The organism is Halomonas sp. A3H3 (genome assembly GCF_000982975.1).
In the GTDB taxonomy this organism is placed as follows: Bacteria; Pseudomonadota; Gammaproteobacteria; order Pseudomonadales; family Halomonadaceae; genus Vreelandella; species Vreelandella titanicae.
Genome location: NZ_HG423343.1, coordinates 3121906 through 3134395 on the forward strand (window position 1 = coordinate 3121906; position 12490 = coordinate 3134395).

Annotated in this window: 14 protein-coding genes and 2 pseudogenes; 3 read left to right on the forward strand and 13 right to left on the reverse strand. The window is 52.6% G+C overall.

The features are described 5' to 3' along the window. Positions 1–46: 46 nt before the first annotated feature. The 9 genes from HALA3H3_RS13785 to HALA3H3_RS13820 form a co-directional block, all read right to left on the reverse strand. Positions 47–589, reverse strand: a complete 543-nt coding sequence (locus HALA3H3_RS13785; RefSeq protein ID WP_022522186.1) for a protein-disulfide reductase DsbD domain-containing protein — start codon at positions 587–589, stop codon at positions 47–49. After that, entirely contained in the window at positions 586–1398 is an 813-nt protein-coding gene (gene lgt, locus HALA3H3_RS13790) for a prolipoprotein diacylglyceryl transferase (RefSeq protein WP_022522187.1), read from the reverse strand. The genes HALA3H3_RS13785 and lgt overlap by 4 nt, the downstream gene beginning before the upstream one ends. Before the next feature lie 68 nt (positions 1399–1466). Then, a complete protein-coding gene (locus HALA3H3_RS13795; RefSeq protein ID WP_053856991.1) occupies positions 1467–1994 on the reverse strand; it encodes a DsbE family thiol:disulfide interchange protein in 528 nt (175 codons plus the stop codon). Between the two features lie 90 nt (positions 1995–2084). Beyond that, positions 2085–2762 carry a TVP38/TMEM64 family protein gene (locus HALA3H3_RS13800; protein WP_053856992.1) on the reverse strand — a complete coding sequence of 226 codons (678 nt, stop codon included), beginning with the start codon at positions 2760–2762 and terminating at the stop codon, positions 2085–2087. A gap of 61 nt (positions 2763–2823) precedes the next feature. Next, the gene (gene dsbG / locus HALA3H3_RS13805; RefSeq protein ID WP_022522190.1) at positions 2824–3654 is read right to left on the reverse strand and encodes a thiol:disulfide interchange protein DsbG; all 831 of its coding nucleotides are present in this window, start codon (positions 3652–3654) and stop codon (positions 2824–2826) included. A gap of 65 nt (positions 3655–3719) precedes the next feature. Next, positions 3720–3845, reverse strand: coding sequence for a hypothetical protein (locus HALA3H3_RS27645; RefSeq protein ID WP_258955997.1), 126 nt, complete (start codon positions 3843–3845; stop codon positions 3720–3722). A 33-nt stretch (positions 3846–3878) separates the two neighbouring features. Continuing rightward, on the reverse strand, positions 3879–6353 hold the full coding sequence (locus tag HALA3H3_RS13810; protein WP_022522191.1) for a heavy metal translocating P-type ATPase: 2475 nt from the start codon (positions 6351–6353) through the stop codon (positions 3879–3881). A gap of 80 nt (positions 6354–6433) precedes the next feature. Continuing rightward, on the reverse strand, positions 6434–6841 hold the full coding sequence (locus HALA3H3_RS13815; protein ID WP_022522192.1) for a heavy metal-responsive transcriptional regulator: 408 nt from the start codon (positions 6839–6841) through the stop codon (positions 6434–6436). Between the two features lie 71 nt (positions 6842–6912). Then, complete coding sequence (locus HALA3H3_RS13820; protein WP_008958491.1) at positions 6913–7548, reverse strand: peroxiredoxin; 636 nt, start codon at positions 7546–7548, stop codon at positions 6913–6915. A 247-nt stretch (positions 7549–7795) separates the two neighbouring features. On the opposite strand from HALA3H3_RS13820, the gene HALA3H3_RS13825 reads away from it, so the two are divergent. The 3 genes and pseudogenes from HALA3H3_RS13825 to HALA3H3_RS13830 form a co-directional block, all read left to right on the forward strand. Beyond that, positions 7796–8518 carry a cytochrome c biogenesis CcdA family protein gene (locus tag HALA3H3_RS13825; RefSeq protein WP_022522193.1) on the forward strand — a complete coding sequence of 241 codons (723 nt, stop codon included), beginning with the start codon at positions 7796–7798 and terminating at the stop codon, positions 8516–8518. A 406-nt stretch (positions 8519–8924) separates the two neighbouring features. Continuing rightward, positions 8925–9254: a four-helix bundle copper-binding protein gene (locus HALA3H3_RS26170; RefSeq protein ID WP_022522194.1), complete on the forward strand. Its 330-nt coding sequence runs from the start codon at positions 8925–8927 to the stop codon at positions 9252–9254. A gap of 233 nt (positions 9255–9487) precedes the next feature. Then, a pseudogene (locus HALA3H3_RS13830) lies at positions 9488–9706 on the forward strand (transposase); the annotation flags it as partial. A 138-nt stretch (positions 9707–9844) separates the two neighbouring features. On the opposite strand, the pseudogene HALA3H3_RS13835 reads toward HALA3H3_RS13830, so the two are convergent. From HALA3H3_RS13835 to HALA3H3_RS13850, 4 genes and pseudogenes are all read right to left on the reverse strand, one after another. After that, a pseudogene (locus HALA3H3_RS13835) lies at positions 9845–10669 on the reverse strand (DcaP family trimeric outer membrane transporter); the annotation flags it as partial. A gap of 21 nt (positions 10670–10690) precedes the next feature. After that, on the reverse strand, positions 10691–11014 hold the full coding sequence (locus HALA3H3_RS13840; RefSeq protein WP_022522197.1) for a hypothetical protein: 324 nt from the start codon (positions 11012–11014) through the stop codon (positions 10691–10693). 166 nt (positions 11015–11180) lie between these two features. After that, positions 11181–11588 carry a hypothetical protein gene (locus HALA3H3_RS13845; protein ID WP_022522198.1) on the reverse strand — a complete coding sequence of 136 codons (408 nt, stop codon included), beginning with the start codon at positions 11586–11588 and terminating at the stop codon, positions 11181–11183. Between the two features lie 130 nt (positions 11589–11718). After that, entirely contained in the window at positions 11719–12483 is a 765-nt protein-coding gene (locus tag HALA3H3_RS13850; RefSeq protein WP_008957453.1) for a copper resistance protein B, read from the reverse strand. Between the last annotated feature and the right edge of the window lie 7 nt (positions 12484–12490).

Genomic DNA, 12490 nt, shown 5'->3' on the forward strand with positions numbered 1-12490 from the left:
CGAAGGCCGCCGCCAGCGGCGGCAGGCTCAGGTCGGCGGGATTCATTTAAGGAGCGCCTTTGGTGCTATCCGCCGTACCAAGGGAGGGGCTGGTGGCGAAGGTCGCCGGAGGGGAGCCGTACGGTGAGATAAGTTCGACCTGTTCGGGTGGATAGCAAAGTCCTTGATCGGAACAGCCCTGAAAGGTCACCACGACGGCCAACGGTCCGATCACGGTCTCGCTCGCCTCGATGGGCGCACTCACCAACACCTGATTGTAGAAAACATTAATGTCCCCCAAAGATGCGTGCGACATTGGCTCACCAGGTGGCAAAGCCAGCTCTCCGAAATTGATACTTCGAGAGAGACTCTCAATCGCAAACTGATGCCGATGAAGGTAATAGTCTTCGGCGACGGTGAAACCGACATAAACCCGATCATCGTCTCGCCAAGCGGTGGTTCGGAAGGCTTCTGTAGCCGGTAGAAAGTCACGTTGCGTCGAACGGTTAAAAGGGGAGCTTTTGTCACCAACCCCAAATATCTCTTCACGTGCCGCTACCGGTGTGACTATAAAGAGTGCCACCATTAGAAAAGCGAAGACTTGTTTCATGAGTTTAACGCCGCCTTTGGCTTATCCACTGGCTGACGTCTGGACCAAGCGACCAGAGCAAAACCCGCTATGAGCATTGGTAGTGTCAACAGCTGCCCCATGGTCAACCAGCCAAAAGCGATGAATCCCAACTGAGGGTCTGGGAGGCGCACGAACTCCACGATGAAGCGAAAGGCTCCGTACAGAAGCAGGAACAACCCAGAGATGAGGCCTCGCTGACGCGGTCGGCGCGATAGCCACCACAGCACGGCAAACAACACGACACCTTCAAGGGCAAACTCGTAGAGAGCCGAAGGATGGCGTGGCTCTGGGCCCAGCTCCATCATGGATGGAAACACCATTGCCCAAGGTACATCACTAACTCTTCCCGGTAACTCGTGATTGATGAAGTTACCGAGGCGACCCGCTCCCAGGCCGATCGGGACTAACGGAGCAATGAAGTCAGTCAGTTGAATAAAAGCCAGTTGATGTTTGCGAGCAAACAGCCAGGCAGCCACTAATACACCGGCAAGGCCGCCATGAAAGCTCATGCCTCCTTCCCAGATTTTTAATAACCAAAGGGGGTTTGCTTGCAGTTGTTCGAGCCCGTAAAACAGCGCATAGCCAAGACGGCCGCCAACGATGATGCCGATGGCGCCGTAGAAGATCAGGTCGCCCATATCATCGTGGCTTAGGCCGAGTCGGTGGGCTCGATGCCGACCCAACCACCAAGCAGCGACTAGCCCGATGACATACATTAAGCCATACCAGTGGATCTGAAGAGGGCCTATGGCGATGGCGATCGGATCAATTTGAGGGTATTGCAACATATACCTTCCTTAACTTAGCGTTACAGATGGAGTCATTAATAAAAAAATAATGCGTTTTCATAACCGTTTTATCGTTTCCACTTCTCGACTTCTTGGATGACTCGCTCAACATCTTCAGACGTTATGTAACCTGTATGTTTGTAACGAATAGTGCCTTCGGTATCGACCAGATAGCTTTCTGGGGCGCCATACACACCTAGCTCAAAACCTAGGTTACCCTCTGGATCAAAGATGTTGACTTCAAAAGGGTTCCCGAACTCGTCAAGAAACTCGAGCCCCTTTGCCTGGGTATCCTTGTAGTTGATCCCAACCAAGCGGACGCCTCGCGCGGCTAAATCCAATAACTGCGGCATTTCATGTTTGCAAGTCGGACACCACTCTCCCCACACATTGACTAATGTCACCTTTCCTTTAAAAAGAGATTCATCAACGAGCCTTGAGGGGTCTTCCAGCGTTGTCAGGCTGAATGGCGGAAACGGCTGAGCTAACAAGGGTGAATCTCTGGCGCTAGGATCCATTGATAAGCCCTGATAAAAGAAAAAGCTCAAACCAAAAAAGCCCAATAGGGGTAAAAATAGCAATGTCCGAAATTTCACGTGTACGTCTCACAGGTAGTAGCGGGTAAGTGCCTGCTGAGCATTGTTAATGCTTACGAAAGTTGATTTAGAGCACTCGGTTGCTATCGGTCATGGCTGTCGAGCCCATAAGCGTTTCGCCAGCAGAGGCAGCAATGTAATGCCACTGATGAGAATCAGCGCGATTGTGAGGCCACGGGAGTCGGCCGTAATCAGCACTTCGCCGAACATGACGATTAGATACGCCGTGGGGATCACGCCGGCCAGTGTGGCGATCAAAAAGCGCCAGAAAGACAGGGGGGTGATACCTGCCGCATAGCTGACGGCATCAAACGAAAGGAAGGGCACCAATCGGGATGCAAAAACGATGAGCATCAAGCCTGTCTGAGAGCGCTCCTTTCCCAGCCAGTTGAGGATGGGCCGCGTACGCGGCCAGCGTTGCATCACTTCATAGCCGAGCAAACGAGCAATGCAGAAAGCGAGCAGAGCACCGGCTTCGGCACCGATAACGACATAGATCGTCCCCCAAACTGGGCCGTAAAGCGCACCAGCCACCATCGCAATTGGGCCACTGGGAATCGGGCTCATGACAATGGCCGCCATCATCATAAAGATGATGGCCAACGGCCCCCAGACGCCCAGCCTATCAAGCCACTCACGCAAGGCCTGCTTGTCGGTCAAGACCGACAAGGCGCCGGTCTCCATCAGAATCCAATAAAGGGCCGCCAAGCCCATCAATAGAGTGAGCCCCAAAAAGAGCGTTTGCTTTACGCTAAGCTTGGTTGCCATGTGCATCTCAGTGGTCGTGATTGGGGAGACTCGCATCTCAGCCCTGTACCGTTATGGTGTATCATTCAACGCCCAATATTTCGCGAAACTGGTCGGTCGACACTGCGCCATTGATACGCTGAACTTTCCCGGCTTCATCACGGTAGTAGCTGGTTGGCGTTCCCGTAGCACCGGCCTCACGCATGATCTGGGCGTGATTTCTAAGAAGCGCTTGACTCTCCTCCGACGGCTCCACCGGCCTTATGCCGCCATTGCGAAATTCCAGTTCATGAGTTTCGAGAGCACTGGCCGGATTGTCGGATTCAAGGATTGCAGCAGCTTTGCGAAGACTGTCCTCTGATAGCACGCCGACCAGCACGTGACGAAGCTGTAACACGCCTTGCTCAATGAGCGGGCGCGAATTTTTCCAGAGTGCATTGCAGTAGGGGCAGTTGGGGTCTGTTAGTGTGTACACAATATGCGAAGCATCATCATTCCCCTCCGAGATAAAACGAGTGTTTTCAAACGCACTCCAGGTAGCTTCCAGCATGGGGTCCAGCACCAGAGCCTGAAGCTGGCTTTCCATAACGGCATTGCCCTGCGGGTCGATTAACGTACCAATGACGGCGTAGTCGGAAGAGGAGGAGATATAAGCTGCCATAGGCTCATTATCATAAGACAAGGCATAGCCTTGGAGACCGTCAGGCGCTTCGAAGCTGCCATGGAAGGTGAACCCTTGATCCACCAATGCGGTAATCGATTTGGGCAAGGGAGACTCAGTATTCGTGGCACTGCTGGCCTGACGACTCTCAGTGGCATCAGTACTTGCTTCCTGCGCCAACGCAGGCAACGTTATAAGACCTAACAGACCTGCAGCAGCTAGGCAATAAGTGATAGGTAGGATATATCTCATGGATGCTCTCTTTATTAGTTTCTGATCTACCCAAGGGGGACGATTGTATTCGGTTGCCAGCTTCATCACTTCTTATTAAAAAACAGGTATTTGATGAGCGCAGCAACACCAAGCCCCAGCGCAATAATCAACAAGATCGCTATTAGGCCCATCCCTGCCATACCCCACATGCAGCTTTCACTTCCCATCATTTTGAATTCCTCGTTAACACGACATTGTTTGGTTTAGGCGCGATGAACAGCATCGTTTGGACGTGGTGTGGCATTGCCGGTATCCGATGTGAAACGGCGTAGCCGCAACGAGTTAGTCAGCACAAAAACACTGGAAATGCTCATGGCCGCCGCCGCCAGCATGGGGCTGAGCAATACGCCGATGAACGGATAGAGCACGCCCGCCGCCACGGGGATCAACGCTACGTTGTAGCCATAGGCCCAAACGAAATTGCCGATAATGGTCCGGTGGGTACGCTTGGAGAGCGCCGTGGCATTGACGATGCCTCGCAAATCGCCACTCATCAGCACCACATCGCCGGACTCGATGGCAATATCGGTGCCAGTGCCGATCGCAATGCCCACGTCGGCCTGGGCCAAAGCGGGCGCATCATTGATCCCGTCCCCCACAAAAGCGACGCGCTTGCCCTCCGCCTGGAGACGCCGGATCTCTGCCGCTTTCTGGTCGGGCAGTACCTCAGCGAGAATCTGCTGGATGCCAACCTGTCGGGCGATAGCATCGGCAGTGGCACGGTTATCGCCGGTGAGCATGGCCACTTCCAGCCCTTGCGCTTTGAGTGCTGCGATGGCCTCGGCAGAGCCCTCCTTAAGTGGATCCGCCACCGCGATGACTGCAGCAAGCTGGCCGTCTACCGCGGCATAGAGCGGGCTCTTGGCGTTCTCGGCAAACACCTTGGCGCGTGTTTCTGCCTGGCCGAGCTCGATTTCCAGCCGACGCATGTAACGATCAGCTCCCACATATACCAAGTGGCCGTCGACCTCGGCTTCAATGCCGTAGCCAGGCTCGGCACTAAAGCGACTGACCGAGGGTAATTCCAGCCCGCGGGCCTTGGCGCCCTGTACAATAGCCTCGGCGATGGGGTGCTCGCTTTGAGCTTCCACCGCCGCGACCAGTCGCAGCACCTCGTTCTCATGGCCGTTGATCGCTTCGAAGTCGGTCAGCTCGGGGCGCCCCTGGGTCAAAGTGCCGGTCTTGTCCAGCACCACCGTATTCATTTTGGCCAGCGTCTCAAGCGCCGCCCCTTTACGAAATAGCACTCCCATCTCGGCCCCTTTCCCGGTACTGACCATGATGGCCGTTGGGGTGGCTAGGCCCATCGCACAGGGGCAGGCAATTAGCAGTACGCTAACGGTAGTGACGAAAGCAAACGACAAAGACGGCGCCGGTCCGAAAACAAACCAGAGTGCAAAGGTCATCGCGGCGATCGCGATGACCACGGGTACAAATACACCGGCAACCTTGTCGGCCAACTGCTGGATGGGGGGCTTCTCCGCCTGGGCCGTTTCCACCATTTTGACGATCTGTGAAAGCACGGTGTCGGCACCGACTCGCGTGGCCCGAAAGGTAAGTGCACCGTTCTTGTTGATAGTGCCACCGACGACTTCGGAATCCTTCTTTTTGACGACCGGCACTGGTTCACCGCTGATCATCGACTCATCAATGTAGGAGTGACCTTCCTCAACGATGCCATCTACTGGAACACGCTCCCCTGGGCGAACCAAAATACGATCGCCTGTGACGACGGCGTCGATAGGCAGCTCGACGGTTTCATCCTCACGGATGACGCGGGCAGTTTTCGCCTGTAATTGCAGAAGCTTCTTGATAGCTTCGGAGGTGCGGCCCTTGGCAATGTGTTCAAAATAGCGACCGAGCAGAATTAACGTCACGATGACCGCCGCCGCTTCGAAATAGCTCACGGCGGTTCCGACGGGAAAGAGTCCGGGCACCAGCAGGGCGGCGACCGAATAGAAGTAGGCAGCGCTCGATCCGATCATAACGAGGCTGTTCATGCCCGGATTAAAATGCCGGAGTTCGGCGAAGCCGACGCGATAGAAGCGTGCACCAGCATAGAACTGCACCGGTGTGGCCAATAACCACTCGACGCCCATCCAGCCGCGATGCGGCATTAGACTCGTCAAAAGCGTGTCAAAGGCGGGAATCATTTTCCCCATGGCGATGATGACCACCGGAATCGTAAATATTGCCGCGAGCACGACTCGGCGGCGAAGCTCGGCTCTCTCCCGGTCCTCGCTGTCCGTTGATGGCGGCGTATCGGTATCCTGTGGTTCATAGCCTGCTTCGCGGATGGCATGCTGAATACGCGGTAACGAAACGGCTCCCGGCAGGAAACGAACGAAGGCTTTTTGGGTGGCGAGGTTAACACTTACTTCCACCATGCCGGGCAGCTTCGTTAGCGTTCGCTCTATCCGAGAGACACACGATCCGCAACTCATGCCGGTGATGGGAATGTCGAGACTTTCCACCACCGGCTGATAGCCCGCCGTTTCAATGGCGTTGTGTAGGCTAGTGGTCGCGGTACCTGCTTCGACCTGGATAGCCGCCTTCTGTGCGGCGAGGTTCACTTGAGCGTTGATCACGCCTGGCTGCTGGCTGAGTGCGCGCTCCACACGCCCAACACAGGAAGCACAGGACATACCACGAATCTCGATATCGACGTATTGCGCCATAATGACGATCTCCCTGTTAATTTATCGACGACCCGGTAGGCAAACTTGATTCCCATGTTCGCTATCGAGAAAATGCCCGATCATTCAGTCTGCTCAGCGATAGCTTCAACAATCGGGCAGCCTTCCTGCATAGGCCCTTCGCCTGCACACTCACTCAATGTTTTCGATAATACGGCTTCAATCCGCGTGAGATGTTTGATCTGCTCTCGCACCTTGTGCAGCTTCTCGCTGGCGATGCGTTTAGCTTGCGCCCGGTCGCCATTAGCATCCTGAAGCATTAACAGCTCCCGAATCTCTTGTAGCGTGAAGCCCCACTGCTTGGCATGGACGATAAACTGCAACCGATCCACAGCTTCCAGTGGGTAACGCCGATAGTTGGCATCGGTCCTCCTCGGAGGAGGCATAAGTCTCTCTTTTTCGTAGAATCGAATCGCCTGGCTAGCGACCCCGCTTCGTTCGGCAAGCTCGCCGATACTTAGTGTTTGCATAGCGTTACCTCACGACATTATTAATCCAAGCTTCTGGCAGCCTGACTCAACGAATCTACCGGTCGGGGCTCCTATTGCTCCGGTTGGCGCACGACCCTAAGGTAGGGCGTCTTGGTGTTCCAGCCTTCGGGAAAGTGTTGCCTAGCGTCATCATTCGATAGCGATGGCGAGATGATGACATCGTCACCATTTTGCCAGTCAACGGGGGTGGCCACTTTGTGCTTGTCAGTTAGCTGAAGCGAATCGAGAACCCGCAGTATCTCGTCGACATTACGTCCTGTGCTGGGTGGATACGTCAAAGTGAGACGAATTTTCTTGTCAGAATCGATGATGAAGACCGTACGCACCGTCAGTTTGGGGTCGGCTTTGGGATGGATCATTCCATAAAGCTTCGCTACCACCTGATCTTCGTCAGCCAGCAAGGGGTAGTTCAGGGCCGTGCCCTGAGTCTGTTCAATATCCCCCGCCCAGTCGTGGTGAGAGCTGAGGGGATCCACCGAAACCCCAACCAGTTTGGCACCCCGCTGGGTGAATTCGTTCTTTCGCTTGGCAAACGCGCCCAGCTCTGTGGTGCATACTGGCGTAAAATCAGCGGGGTGCGAGAACAGCACCGCCCAGCTGTCGTCAAGCCATTGGTGAAAGTTGACCGTGCCTTGTGTGGATTCGATCGTGAAGTTTGGTGCTGTCTCGCCCAGTTGTAGCGCCATGGAAATGTCCTCATGTCATTCATTGAGTAGCCACCATAACTTTGAAGTCAACTTTAAGGTCAAGCCTGATGTGTAATATTTGCAATTCGATAGGAGACAAATAATTTGTCAATAAAGGTTGACCTTAAAGCAGCTGTAAGCCTTAAAATTCTTACGGCGTTAAAATGGATATGATAGGAGGTAGCACCATGGGATTGGTATCAATACCCTTGTTGGCCGTCTCCATAACTTAAGTTGCGATAACACATTGGAATCTCTCTCTTCCATCGGCTTGGTCGGCGCCTTTATCGGCGGATTGGTCTCCTTCTTCTCGCCCTGCACGCTGCCCCTGTTACCGGCCTACCTGTCGGTGGTCACAGGCGGTAGTGCCGGTAAAGCCGACAGGCGGTTAGAGGCATTGACCCTCAGTGCCTTCTTCGTCTTCGGCTTCAGCATCGTGTTCATCCTACTCGGGCTCGGCGCCAGTAGTATCGGGCAACTGATGCGAGGGTATCGCCAAGAATTCAACTGGGTTGCCGGCTCGGCGGTGATCGTGCTGGGCCTCTTTATGACCGGCGTGTTCCGATTGCCGCTATTCCAGCGTACCTTTCAGTTCACACCCAACGTCCAGGGTGGCTCCCCGCTGTCGGCGACAGTGTTCGGGGTCTCTTTTGCCATCGGTTGGACCCCCTGTATCGGCCCCATCCTGGGCGCCATCCTGATGGCCACGTCCAACGCTGCTAGTGCTCAGGCTGGAATGATATATCTCAGTGCCTACTCGGCTGGCCTAGCGCTACCTTTTCTTGCCAGCACTTTACTGATTAACCGATTCGCTCTGCATCGGCAAAGCCTAGGAAGGTGGAGCGCCTATGCTCGCCCCGTGGCGGGCACGGTTGTGATCCTGATGGGCATCGCCATCGTCTCGGGTACCATGACGCGGCTTTCCAGTATCATGGTCGACCTTTTTCCCTCCCTGGCGACCCTAGGGTAGCCAGGCCGTCAGAGAAGTAGAGCTTGATTTTCATCCGGCCCCCTTAAGAAGCTCGTTAGCCTGAGCTAGCCTCTTAAAAGGAGATGGTTTTTATAAAGCTTAGAACTTTATTCCTCTCATTATTAATTTAGTTTTTCACTACTAGCTTTATTAAGAGCTCGTGGCGGGCTAACTTTCAAGCGCTGCAGTATTTTTGAAAAAAATTTATTATAGAAAGTCTTCCTGAATCCTAACTGAAAAATAAAAATTATGAGAAAATAACGTACAGCTGCTTGTTTTAAATGCATTTTCAAAGGATGGATGCCTGGTTCCCTTTCCTTGATTTTTCTTCTAGGTTGTTCTAGCTTTATTATGCTAAGCAATAACTATGGTGAATAAAATCTGGTTTAATAAATGGAGAATCGAGATGGATTTCAAAAAATATGAAAATTGCATTGAAGCTTGTCATATATGCGCTGCTTATTGCGAAAAGTGTGCAACTGAGTGCCTAAAAGAAGACGACGTAAAAATGATGGCGGAATGTATTCGCCTTGACATGCAATGTGCTCAAATTTGTCGGTTAGCCGCCTCATTTATGGCACAAGAAAGTGAGTTTGCGCACGAGATCTGCCGTCTATGTGCCGACATTTGTAAGAAATGTGGTGATGAGTGTGCAAAACATGATGCAACCCATTGCCAAGAGTGTGCTCAAGCTTGTCATCGCTGCGCTGAAGAATGTGCCGCAATGGCCAGCTAAGCTTCAAGCCAGCCGGGGCAAGCGCTCCGGCTCGACGTGAACTTCTATGGAGAAATTCATTTGCTTTAACTCAGGCTTTCAAATTATTGAGGTAATTATTTTGAAATAAACTCTAGTAGAAGCAAGCCTACTGCGAGCCTCTTTTAAGGAAACGCTGCATAAATACGACCGTTGCTGCCTAAGTGCCACCGGCAGGGCAAAATACAGTTTTCCACTACCCGCCAGAGTTCTCGATGAAACAGATCTCGTTTGCTCAGGCTGAGCACCAGAACAATAAGAAGGTCACCCGCCGGGAACGGTTCCTGGGACAGATGTTGCGGATCTACTTCCTTCAGCAACGGTATGCACTGGTCGACGAAGCGCTTGAAGATGCCATCTATGACAGCCACGCCATGCGCGACTTCATCTGTATCGATTTGGTCATCAAGAGTGTTCCCGACGCGACTGATCTTTCTTATTCAGTTTAGTGACAGTGGTATTGTGGGTCGCCTGTTCGATCAGGCCCCACATGAAGTGACGAAGAACCATAAAAAAGCTTGGGCATACGCCCAAGCAATCGATCAAAACAGCGGATATGCTACTAACTCACCCTAGAAACTATACTGGGCAGCCACCATCACGCGGCTCGCGTCCTCTTCACGGCCATCGGCCAGCTCCGTTTCGAAGTAGCCGTACTCAATTCCGTACATCAAGCGTTCGTTGGGAGTCCACACTAAGTTAAGGAATGTATTCTTGTTCTTTCTACCCGCATTCCCACCCACGGTAGTGTCGCCTAAATCGACATCGGTATAGCCATGAGACGCATTCAGTGAATACTGCGGCGATACTTGATAAGAAAGACCAACGGCTCCGCCAACGCCAGATAGCGTTTGCAGCTTACCGTTGGTATCGACGTAGGCATCGGCACCGTTGAAGTAATCGCCAGACAGATAGAGGTAACTATTCGCCCCCTCGCTGGCGTTCACGATCGCTCTCAAGGTCACCGGTCCGGCATGGTAGGCACCTGCGGCGAAGGCCCCATAGCCCATTTCCGTATCCTTTTCGCTGCCGGTGTCGTACTTCAGCTGCCGGGCGATGCCGGCGATTGAGTAGGAAAAGTCACCCATACTATCTTCATAGCGCAGGCTCAACGCGGGCATCGATGACATGGCATCGTCATTATCCGGTAGCAAATCATCTTCTGGCACTGAGCCATCTATATTCTCAGCCAATTGAGCTTGAGGGTCTTCCGCGGCTAATGAGAATCCTCCCGTGGTGTAGCGCAACTGGGCCAAGCGTGACCCATAGCCATTGCTACCCGCAGTTCCAAAGAAGTCAAGTGTGGGCGTGGAAGCGACAAAGGTGGTGTAATTCGACCAGGTTTGCCCTGCCAGAATGCCATTCCAGGATCCATAGGCATGCCGTAATCTGAAGCGCGTATTGTCATCGTTATAGGATCAGAAATCCCCCTCGATAACGGTGTAAAGCGTGCTCCCCTCGACAGGCGTACTGGTCCGAAAGCCGATACGGCTCTGTGTGGCAGATGCCTGGAACTGATCGCCGACCTTATCTTCCGACCTTTCGATATCTCCAAAGTAACCTTCGTTAGCCGACCCGGCATCTTGATCGAAGCTGTAGGCCATATTGAGCCTAGCGTAACCATACAGCCCCACGGTGGTATCTCCCACCTGGATTTCCAGGGCCAGCGCAGAAGTCGTCCCCATTGCCAGGGCCATAGCCGTCAGTCCGCCTAGGGAAGCCTTTTTTTTGTTATTCCACATGATGACACCTTTTTATGAATTGGTTTGTTTTTACGCCGATTGCGGCACTATAAAGTTAGCGAAAACTCCTGAATTAAAGCTGAATTTGTTTGCCGAGATACTAGTTTTTCATAAAGAAGGTCAGCTCATGGCTGACCTTCTTAATTCATGTCAAAACTAAAGGATATCAATAGGCGACATGTAGTTCATAACTGTTATCATCACTGCCTCCCCTTGATCTTCCTGTCACCTCAAGCTGATAATTGCCCGGTTGCAGCTGACGAATAAGTTCGAAGTGCCCCCGTGGGCTGGAAGCTTCTGCTACCTGCTGTCCCGCCTCATTATAAAGAACAGCTGAAATGCGGTTGCCAGTGCTGGTAAATCCTGGAAAGTGCTCACTCACTACTTTCAGTGTAGTCGCTTGTTCAATGTTAATATTGAAACGCTTAGGTTGCCCCTGGGCAAGCATCTGTGTAGAAGATACGCCTCTTTCTAGTAAGGGAAGATTCTGTGTTGTATTGCCTAAGCTCGCTAATACAGGTGTAGAGAGGATACTTGCTACTACTGCACTAAAAACAATTGCTTTAATTTTCATGGTGGTTTACTCCGTTGGTTATTTACAATTTAATAATAACCTTAGAGTATGAATTGAAGCTGAATTTAGTGGTTTTTTAGCAAAAAAAACGCCACCTTCCGGTGGCGCAAGTTATAGAGTGCTTAACGATTTAAAACATTAACCTGACACCTGCCACCACGCCGGTATCTTCGGTATTATTCCCACCAGCACGAGATAGGTCAGCGGTATCGCCATACTCTTTTACCCAGTAAGCGCCCACGTAAGGCGCAAAGCGTCTGGTCACTTCGTAGCCCAGGCGCATGCCGACACGCACTGAGTTAAGGCCCTCACCCACACCAAACTCCTCAACTTCGCTGGCAGCTACGGCAATTTCGGTGCGCGGCTGCAGGTAGAGCCGCTGTGTCAGGCGCAGATCGTACTCGCCCTCAAAACTAGCGGCCACGTCGCCATCTTCACTCACTTGCATAGCAACGTCGGTTTCAATGCCGTAGGGCATCACACCTTGTAGGCCGACAACCCCATAGGTGCGTTCGGCGTGATCATCGGAGAACACACCGCCTTGGTAACCGATACCCCCCTGTAACTCCCAAAAATCAGCCACTAGGCGACTATAGAGTAGTTCCAGGGATTCAAACTCAGCATCTTCACCGTCGCCTTGGACATTCTCGCCTTCTGACTTCAGGTAAACACGGTTGATATCACCGCCATACCAGCCTTGAAAGTCCCACACGACGGCCTCCTCGCCGTTATCGGGTACGCTATATTCAAGACGATCAAAGAGCGCCATACCCATATTGTGTTCCATCGTGGGCGCTGGCCAATCTTTCGGCGCGTCGTAACCGTCTTCCGCATGGGCAGCGGTGGTCATGACAAACGCTAAGCTAATGCCAGTAAAATAAAGCTTAGTTTTCATACTGCCT